General features: G+C 70.1%; 12 protein-coding genes. 9 read left to right on the top strand and 3 right to left on the bottom strand.

The window, feature by feature from the left end; genetic code table 11:
• Positions 1-31 precede the first annotated feature (31 nt).
• From ACFFDA_RS29290 to ACFFDA_RS29270, 5 genes are all read left to right on the top strand, one after another.
• Positions 32-553: an RNA polymerase sigma factor gene (locus tag ACFFDA_RS29290; RefSeq protein WP_404480751.1), complete on the top strand. Its 522-nt coding sequence runs from the start codon at positions 32-34 to the stop codon at positions 551-553.
• A 93-nt stretch (positions 554-646) separates the two neighbouring features.
• On the top strand, positions 647-1,582 hold the full coding sequence (locus ACFFDA_RS29285; protein ID WP_404480750.1) for a FecR family protein: 936 nt from the start codon (positions 647-649) through the stop codon (positions 1,580-1,582).
• A 3-nt stretch (positions 1,583-1,585) separates the two neighbouring features.
• A complete protein-coding gene (locus ACFFDA_RS29280; protein WP_404480749.1) occupies positions 1,586-4,006 on the top strand; it encodes a TonB-dependent receptor in 2,421 nt (806 codons plus the stop codon).
• Positions 4,007-4,097: 91 nt separating this feature from the next.
• Positions 4,098-7,316, top strand: a complete 3,219-nt coding sequence (locus tag ACFFDA_RS29275; RefSeq protein WP_404480748.1) for an autotransporter domain-containing protein — start codon at positions 4,098-4,100, stop codon at positions 7,314-7,316.
• Positions 7,317-7,322: 6 nt separating this feature from the next.
• Positions 7,323-7,841, top strand: a complete 519-nt coding sequence (locus tag ACFFDA_RS29270; protein ID WP_404480747.1) for a DUF6438 domain-containing protein — start codon at positions 7,323-7,325, stop codon at positions 7,839-7,841.
• Between the two features lie 34 nt (positions 7,842-7,875).
• Here the strand turns inward: ACFFDA_RS29270 and katG are convergent, their stop codons facing one another.
• A complete protein-coding gene (gene katG / locus ACFFDA_RS29265; RefSeq protein WP_404480746.1) occupies positions 7,876-10,104 on the bottom strand; it encodes a catalase/peroxidase HPI in 2,229 nt (742 codons plus the stop codon).
• A 286-nt stretch (positions 10,105-10,390) separates the two neighbouring features.
• Here katG and ACFFDA_RS29260 point away from each other — a divergent pair, with 286 nt between their 5' ends.
• The 4 genes from ACFFDA_RS29260 (at position 10,391) to ACFFDA_RS29245 (ending at position 16,022) form a co-directional block, all read left to right on the top strand.
• Entirely contained in the window at positions 10,391-11,725 is a 1,335-nt protein-coding gene (locus ACFFDA_RS29260; RefSeq protein WP_404480745.1) for an ATP-binding protein, read from the top strand.
• A 235-nt stretch (positions 11,726-11,960) separates the two neighbouring features.
• Positions 11,961-13,568 (top strand): phospholipase D family protein, encoded by a 1,608-nt coding sequence (locus ACFFDA_RS29255; RefSeq protein WP_404480744.1) that lies wholly within the window; start codon positions 11,961-11,963, stop codon positions 13,566-13,568.
• Positions 13,569-13,806: 238 nt separating this feature from the next.
• Positions 13,807-15,852 (top strand): carbon starvation CstA family protein, encoded by a 2,046-nt coding sequence (locus ACFFDA_RS29250; RefSeq protein WP_404480743.1) that lies wholly within the window; start codon positions 13,807-13,809, stop codon positions 15,850-15,852.
• A complete protein-coding gene (locus ACFFDA_RS29245; RefSeq protein WP_404480742.1) occupies positions 15,849-16,022 on the top strand; it encodes a YbdD/YjiX family protein in 174 nt (57 codons plus the stop codon). Before ACFFDA_RS29250 ends, ACFFDA_RS29245 begins: the two co-directional genes overlap by 4 nt.
• 166 nt (positions 16,023-16,188) lie before the next feature.
• On the opposite strand, the gene ACFFDA_RS29240 is transcribed toward ACFFDA_RS29245, so the two are convergent.
• Both ACFFDA_RS29240 and ACFFDA_RS29235 read right to left on the bottom strand, forming a co-directional pair.
• Positions 16,189-16,971, bottom strand: a complete 783-nt coding sequence (locus ACFFDA_RS29240; RefSeq protein WP_404480741.1) for an enoyl-CoA hydratase-related protein — start codon at positions 16,969-16,971, stop codon at positions 16,189-16,191.
• Between the two features lie 28 nt (positions 16,972-16,999).
• Positions 17,000-17,980 carry an NAD(P)H-dependent flavin oxidoreductase gene (locus ACFFDA_RS29235; protein WP_404480740.1) on the bottom strand — a complete coding sequence of 327 codons (981 nt, stop codon included), beginning with the start codon at positions 17,978-17,980 and terminating at the stop codon, positions 17,000-17,002.
• Between the last annotated feature and the right edge of the window lie 133 nt (positions 17,981-18,113).

Below are 18,113 nucleotides of genomic sequence, written 5' to 3'. Positions count from 1 at the left end.
GCGCGGGCGACTACAGCAATCCAAGTATCCAGTGACGACAGGACCCTCCAGCGCCGGACTTGAAGCGGCTTTTCTCGAGAACCGGGAGAAGCTGACGCGATTCCTGCGCGCGCGCGGCGCCGGCGATGCGGCGGAGGACCTCGTGCAGGACGTGTGGCTAAAGATCGCCGCGAGCCGCCCGGGCCCCGTCGCCTCGCCGCTTTCGTATCTTTTCCGCACCGCCGACCTGCTGATGATCGACCGCTTCCGCTCGCAACGACAGGCCGGTGCGCGCGACCGGGACTGGACCGAGATCAACGCCGGAGACCCGCCCGGAGTCTCTGCCGAACCCTCCGCCGAACGCCGCATCGCCGCCGCGCAGGAGGCGGCCGGCGTGCTGGCGGTGCTCGACGCGCTGGGCGATCGGGCCGCCACGATCTTTCGCCGCCACCGCATCGACGGCGTGGCCCAGAAGACCATCGCCGCCGACCTCGGCATCAGCCTGAGCACGGTCGAAAGCGACTTGCGCGTGGCCTATCGCGCGCTCGCCGAATGGAGGGACCGGGCGCGATGAGGCCGCTCATGACGCATGTGACGACTTTGGCGACCACTTTGGCGGCAAGGCTGGCGGCGATCGACTCCGTCCTTGCCGCAGAAGGAGCGCGTAATGGCGAGTGACGGCACGATCAGGGAACAGGCGCTCGACTGGGCGGTGCGCACGGGCGACCCCGCGTTCGCCGACTGGGATGCGTTCATGCTCTGGCTGGAGGCCGACCCGGCCCACGCCCGCGCCTACGACGACGTCACCGCCTCGGTGGCCGAGGCTTCCGAACTGGTCGCCCTGTCCGGCCCCGCCAACGACGACGTGGCCGAGCATCGCGCTCAACCTCGCGCCCGGTCGCGCCGTGGCTGGATGAGTAGTGCCATCGCCGCATCGCTGGCGCTGGTCGGCGCGTTCTGGCTGTTCCAGGGCGAGAGCCGCGATCTCTACACGGTACAGACCGCGCTGGGCGAAACCCGCGCGGTGACGCTCGACGCCGGGACCCGGATCGAGCTTGCCGGCGGCACTGCCGTGACGTTCGACCGCAAGGACCACCGCTTCGCCCGACTCGACTCCGGCCAGGCGTTGTTCACCGTGCGCCATGACGCCTCCGATCCCTTCGAGGTCACGGTCGGCGACCGGCGGCTGGTCGACATCGGCACCGTCTTCGACGTGCGCAGCGACGGCGAGGGCCTGAGCGTCGCGGTATCCGAAGGCGCGGTGCAGTATGATCCCGGCGGCGCCGACGTCCGCGTTTCGCCAGGCGAGATCCTGCGCCGCCGCGCCGGGGCTTCCGACTATACGCTGTCGAAGGTCGAACCCGCCCGGGTCGGCGAATGGCGCGAGGGGCGCCTGACTTTCGAGATCGCCTCGCTCGACGACGTCGCCGCACAGTTGCGCCGCGCGACCGGCATCGACTATGCCGCCGCGCCCGGTTCGGCCGGCACCGTCTCGGGCTCGATCCTGGTCGCGCCGCTGCGCAAGGACCCCGCCGCCATCGGGCCGCTGCTCGGGCTGTCGGTCCGTCCGCAGGGCAAACGCTGGGTGATCGGCTCGACCTGAGGCATGCGCCGCGTCCCCCTGATCGCGGCGGCCGTGCTGGCCATGCCCGGGATCGCCTTGGCGCAAGGCGTGGCGGTGTCCACGCGCGCCGGCACGACGGGCGACGTCGCGATCGAGCTGGCGCGCCAGACGGGCTCGAGCATCGTCGTCGCCGATCCCGCGGTGGCCCGCCGCACGGTGCCGTCCCTGCGCGGCAGGATGGACACCGCGCAGGCCGTGCGCCGTCTCGCCCGGGCCGCCGGAGCACGCGCCGTCGCGGTGGCGCCCGGGGCATGGCGCATCGAGGCCGCCCCCCCGCCTCGCCCCGCGCCGCAAACACCTTCACAGGCGCGCGGCCCGGTGCCCACCGACGCAGCGGCGGCAAGGCCCATCGTCGTGCTCGCCTCGAAGCGCGACCTCGCGATCGGGCAGGTCCCGGGACAAGTCTCGATCCTCGACGGCGCCTCGCTGGAGGCGGGCGGCATCGGCGGCACGGAGAAGATCACCCAGCGCCTCGCCACCGTCACGTCGACGCACCTGGGCAGCGGGCGCAACAAGCTGTTCATTCGCGGCATCGCCGACAGCAGCTTCACCGGGCCGACGCAGGCGACCGTGGGCCAGTACCTGGGCGACCTGCGCCTCACCTACAATGCTCCCGATCCCGACTTGCGGCTGTCCGACATGGCCCGCGTCGAAGTGCTGGAGGGCCCGCAAGGCACCCTCTACGGCGCCGGTTCGCTGGGCGGCATCATCCGCCTCGTGCCCAACCCGCCGGTCCTGGGCGAGGCGAGCGGGTCGATCGCGCTCGGCGGCTCGGTGACGCAGGACGGCTCGCCCGGCGGCGATGCGGCGGCCACCATCAACGTGCCGTTGAGCGAGGGCCTAGCCTTTCGCGCCAATGCCGATGCGGCGACGCTGGGCGGCTACATCGACAAGCCGCGCCTCGGCCGGGACGACGTCAACCGCACCCGCATCCTCGGCGGCCGGGCGGCCCTGCGGGCCGAGATCGCGCCGGGTTGGACGGTGGACCTGATCGGCCTCGGCCAGTCCACCCACGCCCGCGACAGCCAGTACGCCACGCGCGGCGCCGAGCCGCCGTTGAGCAGCGACGCCCCCGTACAGGAGGGCTCGGACGCCGACTATGCGATGGGGCAACTGGTGATCTCCGGCCGTATCGGCGACGTGCGGGTGCGTTCCACCACCGGCGCGGTCCGCCAGCATCTCGAGGAGCGCTACGACGCCAGCCTCTCGGAAGATGCGCCGCGCCTGTTCTACCAGGAGAACCGCACGCGCATGATCGCGCACGAGACGCGGGCGTGGCAGCCCGAGCGCGGCGGCTTCAGTTGGGTGCTGGGCGCCAGCTACACCCACAACCGCACCGTCCTGACGCGCGGCTTCGAGACCGAGGCGGCGACCATGGCCGCCACCGGCGTGCGCAACACCATCGACGAGGCGACGCTCTACGCCGAGGCCAGCCTGCGCATCCGGCCGGGGCTCACCGCCACGGCGGGCGGGCGCGTGACCCATTCGCGGCTCAGGGGCGCGGGCGAGGACGTGGGGGCAGCACCAACTGCCTCCATCGCCTTCGCGCGCGCGGCGGTGACCGCCGACCGCTCCTCCACCACCGTCCTGCCCTCCGTCGCCCTCAATGCCGAGCTGCTTGCCGATACCTCGCTCTACATGCGCTACCAGGAGGGCTTCCGCCCCGGCGGCTTCGCGATCGAGAGCGAGTTCGTGCGCCGCTTCAAGGGCGACCGCACCGGGACCTGGGAGTTCGGGGTGCGGCACGGCCGGCCGGGCGCCGGGGTGTTCGACGTCGCCGCCAGCGTTTCTTACACCCGCTGGCGCGACATCCAGGCGGACTTCATCGACAATTCCGGCCTGCCGAGCACCGCCAACATCGGCGACGGCCGGGTCTGGTCGGCAAGCGTCGCCGGAGGAGTGCAACTGGCCACCGGCCTGCGCGTCGAGGCCGGCGCGACGTGGAACCAGAGCAAGGTCGACACCCCGCCGACCGAACTCCTCGCCCTCGTCGCGCGCGCCGCGCCCACTGCCGACGTCGCCGGCTTCAGCCTCGTCGACGCGACGCTGGCGCGCTCGATGCAAGTGCCCAACATCGCGCAGTTCTCGGGTCGCGTGGGCGTAGGCTGGACCCACGAACTGAGCGACGACCTGCGGCTGAGCGCCAATGGCTGGGCCAGCTACGTCGGCAAGTCGCGGCTCGGCATCGGGCCGGAACTGGGCCGGCCGCAGGGCGACTATCTCGACAGCGGCGCGGACTTGCGCATCGGCACCGCGCACTACGGCGTGACGCTGGCGGTGAGCAACCTCACCAATTCGCGCGGCAACCGCTTCTCGCTCGGCACCCCGTTCGGGACCGGGCGCGACCAGGTGACGCCGCTGCGCCCGCGCACCTTGCGGCTGGGCCTCGACGCGCGGTTCTGAGCGCACGCAGCCGAAGTCGCCCCGAACTTTTTTCAAGGCTCCCCCCGAAGGTCTCCGTCTCAGGCTTCAATACCGACCTGAAGGGACGAAGATGCCTCGCTACCTGTCTGCCAAGACGCTGCCAAAGACTCTCCTCGCCACGACCGCCCTGCTGGCCATCGCCACGGCCGCCCATGCCGAGGACGTGAAGACCAAGGGGACCACCCCGCTCAAGACCTCGACCATCAAGGCCGGCGCCGCCGACGCCATCAACGTCACCAAGGACGGCGGCGTCACGCTGACCACCGGCACCGCGATCACCCAGGACAGCAACCATGCCGTCGCCAATGCCGGCACCCTGACAGTGACCAATGCCAACGGCGCCGTCGGCATCGACTCGCTGGCCGGCACCAGCGGCGACATCGTCAACACCGGCACGATCACCGTCGACGAGCCCTACACCCCCACCGACACCGACAAGGATGGCGACCTCGACGGTCCCTTCGCGCTCGGCTCCAACCGCACCGGCATCCGCACCCAGGGTGCGCATGCCGGCAAAATCACCCAGAGCGGCACGATCACCGTCAAGGGCAACGATTCGGCCGGCATCGCGCTCGGCGGCAAGCTGACCGGCGCCTTCACGCACGACGGCACCACCACTGTCCTGGGCGACCGCACCGTAGGCGTCTCGGCGCAGGGCATCGACGGCAACGTGCGCCTTGCCGGCTCGGTCTCGGCGCAGGGCAAGGACGCCATCGGCGCGCGCTTCGCCGGTGACGTGAACGGCGCAATGGTCGTCCAGGGGACGGTGGCCGCGACCGGCTACCGCTATACCACCGCCCCCTCCGACCCCTCCAAACTCGATGCCGACGACCTGCTCCAGGGCGGTTCGGCGCTGATCGTCGAGGGCAACGTGGCCGGCGGGATCGTGCTGGCCGTCGCGCCCAAGGCGGATGCCGCCAAGCCCGACTCGGACGCCGACGGCATCGAGGACGCCAAGGAAGGCAACGCCAAGGTCGTCTCCTACGGTTCGGCGGCCGCGATGCAGGTGGGCGCTGCCGACCATGCCGTCGCCATCGGCCCGGTTTCCGGCACCGCCAGCAAGTTCGGCCTCATCGTCGAGGGTTCGGTCGAGGGCCAGGGCCTCTATGCGGGCGTCAATGCCAACGGCCTGGCCATCGGCGGGCGCGGCGGCGCGGTTTCGATCGCCAACGGTATCGGCATCTCCGGCACCGTCGGCGCCGTTTCGAACAATGCCAACGCCATCGCCCTGCGCATCGGTGCGGGCGCGACGACGCCGCAGCTCCAGAACACCGGCAGCATCTCGGCAAGCACCGGCAATGCGGCGGGCGCGCTGGCCACGGCGGTGCGCATCGATGCGGGCGGCAACCTGCCGACGATCCGCAACAGCGGCACGATCAAGGCCGTCGCCGGCGAAAAGGGTTCGGCCACCGCCATCTCCGACGCCAGCGGCTCGCTGACCCTGATCGAGAACGCCGGGACCATCTCCGCCACCGGCGCCAAGGCAGGCGAAGGCCGCAACATCGCCATCGACCTCGCCGGTTCGACCGGCAACCTGACCGTCAGGCAAACGCAGGTCGCCTCGGGCGTGACCGCGCCCTCGATCGTCGGCGACGTGCGGCTGGGCTCGGGCAACGATCTGCTCGACGTCGCCGACGGCACGCTGGCCGGCGACGTGTCGTTCGGCGGCGGCAGCAACACGCTCAACCTGTCGGGCGACGCGGTGCAGACCGGCGCGGTGAGCTTCGGCGCGGGCAACGACACGATCGCGCTCGCCGGCACCGCCGCCTATTCCGGCGCGGTCGACTTCGGCGGCGGCGCGGATGCGCTCAACCTTTCGGGCAGTGCCTACTTCGGCGGCTCGATCGCCAATTCCGCCAATCTCGCGGTCAAGGTCGCGGGCGGCACGCTCGACATCCGCAAGCCCGCCTCGATCGCCTCGCTCGACGTCGGCGCGACGGGTGTGATCGTGGTGACGCTCGACAAGACCGCCGGCGCCGGCTCGTCCTACAACGTCGCCGGCAATGCCAGCTTCGCGGACGGCGCCAAGCTGTCGATCCGCCTGGCCGACGTGTCGACCGCCGAGGGCAGCTACCAGGTCCTCACGGCCGGCACTCTCACCGGCCGCGACAAGCTGGCCACCGTCACCGATCTCGTGCCCTTCATGTTCAAGGCCGAACTCGACAAGGACGCCGCCGCCAACACCATCGTCGTCGACGTCTCCAAGCGCACCGTCGCCGAACTGGGCCTCAACCGCTCGGGCGCGGCGGCCTACGACGCGGTGTTCGCGGTGCTGGGCAAGGACCAGAAGGTCGAGGACGTGTTCCTGGGCATCACCAGCGGCGATGCGTTCCGTGCCGCCGTCGGCCAGCTCCTGCCCGACCACGCGGGCGGGGCCTTCGAGGGCATCAGCCTGGGCACCCGCGCCCTCGCCCGCCAGATCCAGGACCCGCAGGGCCCCATCGTGCGCAGCGGCCGCTTCACCACCTCGCTCAACATGGCGGTCTGGGGCAGCGACCGGAAGACCGGCCAGAGCGCGGCCTACAAGCTGAGCGGCTATGCCTGGTCCGCGACCGGCGAATACGAGACCAAGTTCGGTCGCTTCGGCGGCACGTTCGCCTACCTGTGGAACAACCACAAGAACGGCGACGTGTCCGAAGTAGACTCGACCGCGATGGAACTGGCCGCGCACTGGCGGGCCAAGTTCGGCCCCGTCAGCGCCTTCGCGCGCGGCTCGGTGGGCAAGGCCGACTTCGACGGCGAGCGCAACTTCACCGGCGTGATCGGGCAGGAGACCGTGCGCCGCACGATGGACGCCAAGTGGGACGGCAAGTTCGTCACCGCGGCGGGCGGCGCCTCGTTCGAGGGCGGCTCGCAGTTCTTCTTCTTCCGGCCGGGCGTCACCGTAGACTACGTGCGCCTGAAGGAGGACGGCTACACCGAGACCGGCGGCGAGAAGCTGAACCTCACCGTCGCCTCGCGCACCAGCGACGAACTGGCGGTGAACCCGAGCATGACCGTGGGCGTCGATTTCCTGGGCATGCGCGCGCAGGACGAGAACTGGTTCCGCGTCGAGACCGAAGGCGGCTGGCGCGAGATCCTGAGCGGCGGCCTGGGCGCCACGACCGCGCACTTCGACGGCGGGCAGGACTTCACCGTCACCGGCGACGACGCGACGAGCGGCTGGTTCGCGCGCCTGCGGGCGATCGGCGGGTCCTCCGGCTTCACGATGGGCGGCGAAGTGTCCGCGGAAGACCGTCACGGCCGGGTGGACCTCGCCATGCGCGCCTCCGTCTCGATCGGCTGGTAAAGGGCGATGCGCGGGCTATTCCTCTCCGCCGTCGTTCTGGGCACCGGGCTGCTTATCTGCTGCACCCCCCGCGTGCAGTCCGGTGCCCTTCCCACCCCGGCCTCCGAGGAAATCCGCATATCGCGCGGGCCGTGCTTCGGCTTCTGCCCGGTCTATACCCTGGCGGTGACGCCGGCCGGGCGGGTCGACTTCAAGGGCGAGCGGCATACCGCCGTCCTCGGCCCCCGGTCGCACTCAGTCGGGCGCGCAGGCTACGAAGACGTACGCCGCGCGTTCGCGCCGGTGCGGCCGCCGACCGGCAGCGAGCAGGCGTTCTCCTGCACTTCGGAAGCGCCCACCGACATGTCGAGCCTGACGATCGAATGGATCGGCGCCACCGGCACCCGCACGACGCTCACCTATCGCATGGGCTGCCGCGACGAAGCCGGCACCCGGATCGAGCGCGCGGTGAATGACCAGTTGCGCCGCCTCGAAGCGGACGGCTGGGCCGCGCAGAAGACCTGGCCGGGCGACACGCGGGGGTAGCGTCGTCCCCGCCAGGGCGGGGACGACAGCCCGCTCACGCCAGGTCGAAGCGATCCGCGTTCATCACCCGGGTCCATGCCGATACGAAATCGGTCACGAACTTCGCCGCCCCGTCCGCCGAGGCATAGACTTCCGACAGGGCGCGCAACTGCGAGTTCGAGCCGAACACCAGGTCGGTGCGCGTCGCCGTCCACCTGACCTCGCCGCTCGCGCGGTCGGAGCCGGTGAACTTCTCGTCGCCGCTCTCGTCCACCACTTTCCACGCCGTGCGCATGTCGAGCAGGTTGACGAAGAAGTCGTTGGTGAGCTGCCCCGGACGGTCGGTCAGCACCCCATCGGCGCTGCCGCCGTGGTTGGCGCCGAGCACCCGCAGCCCGCCCACCAGCGCGGTCATCTCCGGCCCCGAGAGGCCGAGCAGTTGCGCCCGGTCGATCAGCAGTTCCTCGGTCGGAACGTTGAACGGCACCTGCAGGTAGTTGCGGAAACCGTCGGCCTTGGGTTCGAGGACGGCGAAACCTTCGACGTCGGTCTGTTCCTGCGCGGCGTCGGTGCGGCCGGGGACGAACGGCACGGCTACCGGATTGCCCGCGTCGGCCGCCGCCTTCTCCACGCCGACGACGCCGCCCAGCACGACGAGGTCGGCGATCGAGACCCGCTTGCCGCCATCGCCCTTGCCGTCGAAATCGGCCTTGATGCCTTCGTACACCCCGAGCACCCGCGCCAGCCGCGCCGGCTCGTTGACCTCCCAGTCCTTCTGCGGCGCCAGGCGGATGCGCGCGCCGTTGGCGCCGCCGCGATGGTCGGACCCGCGATACGTCGAGGCCGAGGCCCAGGCGGTCGCGACCAGTTCGGCCACCGTCAGGCCCGAGGACGCGATCGCCTGTTTCAGCGCCGCGACGTCGGCCGCATCGATCACCGGATGGTCGAGAACCGGGATCGGGTCCTGCCAGATCAGGTCCTCGGCCGGGACTTCGGGGCCGAGATAGCGCGCCTTGGGCCCCATGTCGCGGTGGCACAGCTTGAACCAGGCCCGCGCGAAGGCATCGGCGAAAGCGGCCGGATCGGCGCGGAAGCGCTGCGAGATCGCGAGGTAGGCCGGATCGACCTTCATCGCCATGTCGGCAGTGGTCATCATCGTCGGCAGGCGCTTGTCCGGGCTGTGCGCGCCGGGAGCCAGGTCCTCCGGCTTCTGGTCGATCGGCTGCCACTGCTTCGCGCCGGCGGGGCTGCGGACGAGTTCGTAGTCGTAGTCCAGCAGCATGTGGAAGTAGCCGCCGTCCCACCGCGTCGGGTTCGGGGTCCACGCTCCTTCCAGGCCCGAGGTGATCGTATGGTCGCCGATGCCGCTCTCGTGGCCGCTCTGCCAGCCCAGGCCCTGCATCGCGATGTCCGCGCCCTCGGGCTCGGCGCCCACCAGCGACGCGTCGCCGGCGCCGTGGCACTTGCCGAAGGTGTGGCCGCCGGCAGTGAGCGCCACGGTCTCCTCGTCGTTCATGCCCATGCGCTCGAAGGTCTCGCGGATGTCGCGTGCGGACTGGAGCGCGTCGGGATTGCCGCCGGGGCCTTCGGGATTGACGTAGATCAGCCCCATCTGGATCGCCGCGAGCGGGCTTTCGAGCACCATCTCGCGCTCGGGCTGGATGCGCGTCTCGTTGCCTTCCTGACCGACCCAGAACTCCTCGGTGCCCCAGTAGATGTCCTTCTCGGGCTCGAACACGTCGGCGCGGCCGCCGCCGAAGCCGAAGACCGGGCCGCCCATCGATTCGATGGCGACGTTGCCCGCCAGGATCATCAGGTCGGCCCACGACAGCGCCGCGCCGTACTTGCTCTTGACCGGCCAGAGCAGGCGGCGTGCCTTGTCGAGATTGGCGTTGTCCGGCCACGAATTGAGCGGGGCGAACCGCTGCGAGCCCGACGACGCGCCGCCGCGCCCGTCGCCGGTGCGGTAGGTGCCGGCGCTGTGCCAGGCCATGCGGATGAAGAACGGGCCGTAGTGCCCGTAGTCCGCCGGCCACCACGGCTGGCTGTCGGTCATCAGCGCGGTCAGGTCTGCCTTGACCGCCGCATAGTCGAGCGACCGGAAGGCCGCGGCATAGTCGAAGTCCGCACCCAGCGGGCTGGGCGAGACGCCGCCCTGGGTCAGGATATCGAGGGAAAGCTGGTTGGGCCACCAGTCGCGGTTCGACCGGCCGGTCAGCGTGCGCCTTGCCGCGGCGCCCTGGAACGGACAGCCGCCAAGCGGATCACTCGTCTTCGCGTCCATGGAATGTCTCCTCTCGTGAGTCGCGGGAAAGGCGGCGCACCGCGCCACGATGACCGGCTGCCCTTCGGGTTCAGCCGCCCTGCATCTCTCCACCGCGCGAACATGCCACGAATAGGCCGCGCCGCCAATCGTCGCCGCACGCGCTCGACCATTGCGCCGGGGTGGAAATACGTATCAAATCGTTGCTGGCAATGCCGCTGCGGTTGACGTCGCCGGGCCGGGGTGTGACCGGGGTTGGAAGACCGCGCCCGATCCGGAGAGTGTGGAGCAACGAGAGAGGATCAGAGTGGCCCGACCCTTCGCGCCGCGCTTCGCGGTCTACGTTGCGCTCGTATTCATGCTGCTGGGCGTGATGCAACTGGCCGCCAGTCTCGTTTTCTACCAGTCGATCGACCGGCAGACGCTGAGCGAGGACCATGCCCGCCGCGTCGCCGAACTGCTGGTGGTGAGCGACCGCATCCACGCGCTCGACCCGAGGCTGACCGCACCCACCATGAGCACCCGCCATCTGGCGGCCGCGGTGGCGGACGCGCCCAGCGTCGCCAGGCCCGACGCCGACGCGACGCTGGAGGAAATCGCCCGGCGCATCATCGAGTGGGAACCTTCGCTCGGCGGGCGCTCGCTGCGCCTCGCGGTGCGGCAGGTGCATCGCAACAAGCGCGACCTCGTCGGCTCGATACGGCTGGCGGACGGGCACTGGCTGAACTTCCGCTCGCGCGACATGAACGCGATGTGGCCGGTCGCGCTGCGTGCCACGGTGCTGACGCTGGCGACGACGCTGGCGTGCCTGGGCATCGGCCTGCTCGCCCTGCACGTCCTGACCCGCCCGCTGCGCCGCATGAGCGACGCGGCCGACGCGATCGGCCAGGGCCGGCAGGTCACCGTGCGCGAGACCGGCTCGCCCGACTTGCGCAAGCTGGCCCATTCGATGAACGTCATGCAGGAGCGCATCGCCCGCCTGCTGCAGGACCAGGCGCGATCGTTCGAGGCGATCAGCCACGACCTGCGGACGCCGCTCTCGCGCCAGAAAGTCGCCGCCGAACTGATCGACGATGCCGAATTGGGCGGCATCATCCTGTCCAGCGTGGACGAGATGGAAGCCCTGCTCGCCTCGCTCCAGCGCTTCCTGCGCGCCCAGCACCTGAGCGCCGAGCCCGAGCCGCTCGACCTTGGCCAGCTGGTGCGCGACGTGCTCTGGCGCTACGGCGACCTCGCCCGGGTGACGGTCGACGGTCCCGCCTTCGTGCGCACCTTCCGCGAGCCGCTGTCGCTCGCGCTGGAAGCGCTGGTCGAGAACGCGATCCAGTTCGGCACCGAGGCGCGCGTCACCGTCCGCCGCGAGCACGGGGGCGCCGGGAGCGAAGGCAGCCGGGGCCACTGGAGCATCGAGATCGCCGATTCCGGGCCGGGCATCCCTTCGTGCTACTTCGAGGCGATCCTCGACCCGTTCTTCCGCCTGGACGCGGCCCGCGCGCGCGACACCAAGGGGTTCGGCCTCGGCATCCCCACCGCGCACCGCCTGATGATGCGCTTCGACGGCAACTTGTCCTTCGCCTCCTCGCCCGAAGGCGGCCTGATCGCCCGGCTGCGGGTGCCCGAGCCGCCGGAGGGCCACGCCTGAAACGGCGGGCGGTGCGCTCCCGAGCGCGCGATCACCCGCATTCGTACACTCTTGGTTCCGATATGCCCTTGTCGATCCCATATTTTCCTCGTCATTCCCGCGCAGGCGGGGGATCACGAAAAGGGTTTCGACCAAACCCGGGCAAGCTATGGGATTACGGGGATCAACTGGCCCTCTCGCAGGTTGACCCCTTCCCGGCGCCGACGGGCGGCGGGATGACTTGAGGAGGATCGAAGTGCGGGCAAGCCCGTGGAAAACGGCGCTGCTTGGCGTTGGCGGCATGGCGGCGGCAGCACTCGCCCTGGGCGCGGCCAGCCGGTTGCCGCGCAGGAGGATGTCGCCCGCCCCACCGCAGCCGGCCGAGGGAGAGACCGTGCTCTCCCGCGCGGTCGCCCCGCAGGCGGCGCAGCATCCCGGCCTGTCGGGCGTCCACCTCCTCAGCGACGGCCTCGACGCCTTCGCGGCGCGGCTGCTGCTGGCCCGCACGGCGGGGCGCACGCTCGACCTGCAATACTACATCTGGCACGGCGATCGCACCGGCACCCTGCTGCTCGAAGCCGCGAACGCGGCGGCGGAACGCGGCGTGCGGGTGCGGCTGCTGCTCGACGACAACGGCATCACCGGACTCGACCACGTCCTCTCGGCGCTGAACGACCATCCGAACATCGAAGTGCGGGTGTTCAACCCCTTCCGCATCCGCTTCCCCAAGACCATCGGCTTCCTCACCGAATTCGGGCGCCTCAACCGGCGGATGCACAACAAGAGCTTCACCGTCGACGGCGCCGTGACGATCGTGGGCGGACGCAATGTCGGCGACGAGTATTTCGGCGCCGGCGACGGAGCCCTTTTCGCCGACCTCGACGTGCTGGCGATCGGCCCTGTCGTGCGCGACGTGGAGCGCGACTTCGAACGCTACTGGACGAGCGATTCGGCCTACCCCGCCGAGCAGATCCTGCCCCGCGTCGGCAGGCGCCAGCGCGTCCGGCTCGGCAAGCGGGCATCGGTGGTGGAGCGCGATGCCTCGGCGCGGCGCTACGTCGACCGTATCCGCAGCCTGCCGCTGCTCCGGGAAATTCTCCAGGGCACGCTCGAGTTCGAGTGGGCCAAAGTCGAGATGATAAGCGACGATCCCGCCAAGGCGCTGAGGGACTTGCGCCACGAGGACCTGCTCGCCGGCAAGCTGGACGGCTCGATCGGGGAGCCCACGCGCGAACTGGCGATCGTCTCGGGCTACTTCGTGCCCGGCCGGCAGGGCACCGACGAACTGTGCGCGCTGGCCCGCTCGGGGGTTGCGGTAACGGTGCTCACCAACGGCTATGCAGCCACCGACGTGGCGCTCGTCCACGCCGGCTACGCGCCCTGGCGCAAGCCGCTCATCGAGGCGGGCGTGCGCCTGTTCGAAACCTCGCTCCAGGTGCGCGACGGTCCCAGCAAGAAGGAGCGCCGCCAGGGCAACCGCCTCGGCGTCGGCAGCCGCTTGCGCGCCACCGGCAGTGGCTCGTTCGCAGCCCTGCGCTCGGGTGCCTCGACGATCCACGCCAAGACCATCACCGTCGACCGGGCGCGCCTGTTCGTCGGCTCCTTCAATTTCGACCCGCGATCGCTGCGGCTGAATACCGAACTGGGCTTCGTCATCCATAGCCCGCTGTTCGCCGCGCACGTCGCCGACGCTTTCGAGACGATCATCCCCGACGCGGCCCATGCGGTGACGCTGGGCCCGGACGGAACGCTGCGCTGGACCTGCGGCGACGGCGAGCCCGAAACCCGCGAGCCCGGCATGCGCCTGCTCGACCGCGCACTCGTCGCCGTGGCCTCGCGCCTGCCGATCGCGTGGCTGTTGTGAGTTGGCACCCAACGAAGCGTCATGGAGGATTACCCCTCCCGGTCCCGTCACCGAGAACGCGTTTGAGGGTTCGTCGGGCACCCCCGCCCCCCTCGCCATTCGTGTCGGGCGAATGCGGGACACACCCTGCACCATAGCCGCACCACGCCGGCATGGCTCGACTTCGCTCGACACGAACGGATAAGACGTGGTTGATTCGAAAGACGGCCCGGCGGCAGGTCGCGTCAGGAGAGCTTGCTTGAAACATATCCCGTGGATCGTCCTCGCGCTGGTCGGTGCCGCCTGTCTCGCGGTCCTTGCCGTGTCGCGCGGGGAGCCGGTCAATGCGCTGTGGATCGTCGTCGCGGCGGTCAGCACGTTCCTGGTGGCCTACCGTTACTACGCCCTGTTCATTGCCCGCCACGTCATGCGGCTGGACGGCAGCCGCGCCACCCCGGCGATCTACCGCGCCGACGGACTCGACTACGTCGCGACCGACCGCCGCGTCCTGTTCGGCCACCACTTCGCCGCGATCGCCGGTGCCGGGCCGCTGGTCGGCCCGGTGCTCGCGGCGCAGATGGGCTACCTGCCGGGGACGCTGTGGATCATCTTCGGCGTCGTGCTGGCAGGCGCGGTGCAGGACTTCATGGTCCTGTTCATCTCGATGCGCCGCGACGGCAAGTCGCTGGGTGAACTGATCCGCATGGAGATGGGCCCCGTCGCCGGCACCATCGCGCTGGCGGGCGCCTTCCTCATCATGGTCATCATCCTCGCCGTGCTCGCCCTGATCGTCGTGCGCGCCCTCGCCGAGAGCCCCTGGGGCACGTTCACCGTCGCCGCGACGATCCCGCTGGCCCTGCTGATGGGCATCTATACGCGCTGGATCAGGCCCGGGCGCGTCGGCGAAGTGTCGATCCTCGGCTTCGTCGGGCTGATCCTCGCGATCGTCTACGGACAGGCCATCGCCGCCTCGCCGGTATGGGGACCGATCTTCACTTTCACCCCCGAGCAGCTGTGCTGGATTCTCATCGGCTACGGCGCCCTCGCCTCGGTGCTGCCGGTGTGGCTGCTGCTGGCCCCGCGCGACTATCTGTCGACCTTCCTCAAGATCGGCGCGATCACCGCGCTGGCCATCGGCATCGTCGTCATGGCCCCGCCGCTGCGGATGCCCCCGCTCACCCAGTTCACCGGGGGCGGCGGGCCGGCGTGGTCGGGCGGCCTGTTCCCGTTCCTGTTCATCACCATCGCCTGCGGCGCGGTCTCGGGCTTCCACGCGCTGATCGCCAGCGGCACCACCCCCAAGCTGATCGGCACCGAGACCGACGCGCCGTTCATCGGCTACGGGGCGATGCTGATGGAGGCCTTCGTCGCGATCATGGCACTGGTGGGCGCCTCGATCCTCGATCCGGGCATCTACTTCGCGATGAACAGCCCCGCCGCCGTGCTCGGCACCGATCCCGCCAGCGCCGCCCATGCGGTGACCGCGATGGGCTTCCCGATCTCCGCCGACACCCTGGTCCAGACCGCGCGCGACGTGGGCGAGCACACCATCGTCTCGCGCACCGGTGGCGCTCCGACACTGGCCGTCGCCATGGCCGAGATCTTCAGCCACGTCGCCGGCGGGGCGGCGATGAAGGCGTTCTGGTATCACTTCGCGATCCTGTTCGAGGCGCTGTTCATCCTCACCGCCGTAGACGCCGGCACCCGCGCCGGGCGCTTCATGCTGCAGGACCTGATCGGGCTGGCGGTGCCCTCGTTCCGCGCCGGGAACTCGATCGTGCCCGGCCTCGTCGCGACGGCTCTTTGCGTGGCGAGCTGGGGCTTCTTCCTCTACCAGGGCGTCACCGATCCCTTGGGCGGGGTGAACACGCTATGGCCGGTGTTCGGTATCTCCAACCAGATGCTTGCCGCCGTGGCGCTGATGCTGTCCACCGTGGTGCTGTTCCGCATGAAGCAGCAGCGCTATGCCTGGGTGACGGTGGTGCCCACGCTCTGGCTGCTGGTCTGCACCTTGAGCGCCGGCGCCATGAAGCTGCTGTCGGGCGACCCGGCAGTCGGCTTCGTCGCCCACGCCCGCAAGTTCGCCGACGCCGCCGCGGCCGGCGAAGTGCTCGCACCCGCCAAGTCGATGGCGCAGATGCAGGCAATCGTGTTCAACGACCGCGTCGATGCGGGCCTGTGCGCGCTGTTCCTGTTCGTGGTGGTCTCGCTGCTGTTCTTCACAGTGCGCACCTGCCTCGCCGCCTTGCGCGAGGATCGGCCGACCGTGAACGAGAGCCGCGCGCAGATGGTCCCGGCGGAATGAAGCTGCTGCGCGACATCGCCCGGCTCATGGTCGGCCAGCCGCCTTACGAGGTCTACCTCGCGCACATGGCGCGCCATCACCCCGAGGCCGCGCCGATGACGCGCGTGGAGTTCTTCCGCAACCGCGAGGCCGCGCGCTTCAGCGGCGCGGGCGGGGGCAAGTGCTGCTGACCAGCCCCCTTTCGTCGTCCCGGCCCTGATCGGGGCCCGTGGGCAAGGGTCCGTGGGCAAGGGCGCGCGGGCTCAAGTACGAACGGGCCGCCGCAGTGATCCACGGCGAACCATCCCCTCGAGCATACAGTGCGGTCCCGGGTCGAGCCAGGAACCGCGATTCTGCTCACTTGCCCGTGAAGGCCGGCTTGCGCTTCTCGACGAAGGCGGCGACGCCTTCGAGGAAGTCGTCGGTGCGCCCGGCGTCGCGCTGGCCGCGTCGTTCGGCCAGAAGCGCGGTCTCGAGGCTCGAATCGAGGGCGTCCCAGGCCATGCGCTTGATGAGCCCCAGCGAACGCGGCCCGCTCGCGAGGTTCCTTGCCAGCTTCATCGCCTCGGCATCGAGATCGGGCTCGGGCACCACCCTGGTCGCCAGGCCCCAGTCGAGCGCGGTCTTCGCGTCGACCTTTTCGCCCAGCAGCATCATCTGCATCGCCCGCACGCGCCCGACCGCCTGCGCCAGCAGGTAGGTCGCGCCGCCATCGGGCACGAGGCCGACGTGGCAGAAGGCGCAGAAGAAGTAGGCCCCCTCCGCCATCAGCACCACGTCGCCCGCCGCCGCGAGCCCGGCGCCGTAGCCCGCCGCCGCGCCGCGGATCGCGGTGACGACCGGCTGCTCCATGGTCTTGATCGCCATAATGACGGGGTTGAACACCCGGTCGAGCTGCCCGCCGAAGTCGCGGTGCGGATCGTCGAGCAGGTCCTTCGCCGCGGCCAGGTTCGCGCCGGAGCAGAAGCCCCTGCCCTCGCCGGTGAGCAGCACCGCGCGCGATTCCCGCGCCGCGCGATCGAACGCGTCGACCATCTCCGCTCCCATCGCCTCGGTCACGCCGTTCATGGTCTTGGGATCGTTCAGCGAAATGCGCGCGACGCCATCTTCGAGGGTGTAGAGGATCTGCTCGTAACTCATGGAAACTCCTCGAAACTGGACATGCGGATCAGGCGAGCATCGTGCCGAGACGTCCCTTCACGATTGCCTCGGCCTCGCCAACGATCCTTTCGATCAGTTCCTTGCAACTGGGCACGTCGTGGATCAAGCCCTGGACCATGCCGGCCCAAAAGATACCTTTGTCGAGATCGCCGCTGGCCAGCAGTTCGCGCCCCACGGCACCGGCCACGAGGTGCCGGATGTCCTCAAACTGCGCATCCGGGCGCGCCGATATCTCGACCACCTCGTCCGAGACCGAGTTCTTCCCGACTCGCGCGGTGTTCTTGAACTTGCGGAAGATGAGGTTGGTGCCACGCTCGTCGTTCTCGACGTAGCGGGCCTTCACGTTGTCGTGGATCGGCGCTTCGCGGGTGGCGCAGAACCGCGTGCCCATGTTGATGCCTTCCGCTCCCAGCGCCAGTGCGGCGACGAGGCCGCGCCCGTCGCCGATGCCGCCCGAGGCCAGCATCGGGATCTTAACCTTGTCCGCCGCGGCGGGAATCAGGATAAGGCCCGGAATGTCGTCCTCGCCCGGATGGCCGGCGCATTCGAAGCCGTCGATCGAGATGATGTCGCAGCCCGCCCGCTCGGCGGAGAGGGCATGGCGCACGGCGGTGCACTTGTGCAGGATGGTGACGCCGTGAGGCTTCACCATCTCCCAGATCTCGCGGACCTGCTGGGTTCCGGCGGTCTCGATGATCCGCACCCCGCCGTCGATCGCCGCCTGGGCATAGCCCTTGTAGTCGGGCGGCAGGATGGTCGGAAACACGGTGATGTTCACCGCGAAAGGCTTGTCGGTCATCGACCGGCAGCGCTCGATCTCCTCGCGCAGCGCCTCGGGACTGGGCTGGGTGAGCGCGGTCAGGGTGCCGAGCCCCCCGGCGTTGGACACCGCGCTCGCCAGTTCGGCATAGCCGACGCCCTGCATACCGCCCTGGACGATCGGGTGCTCGATGCCGAGCATCTCGGTGACGCGGGTCTTGAATGCCATGTGTCTCGCAGCTCCCTCTCGGCGGGCCCTGCCGGCCCCCGTCCCGGGCTATGTCATGGCGCGCGGGCCTTCAAGCCGCCGAGGGCACGGGCGATGGAGCATCGCGGCGGCGAACGGGAACCAGGCGCGCTCC

It is taken from the genome of Novosphingobium sp. BL-52-GroH, from assembly GCF_044813085.1.
Lineage (GTDB): Bacteria > Pseudomonadota > Alphaproteobacteria > Sphingomonadales > Sphingomonadaceae > Novosphingobium.
The sequence above is the reverse complement of the archived record's forward strand: the minus strand, read 5'-3'. Positions and strand labels throughout refer to the sequence as shown.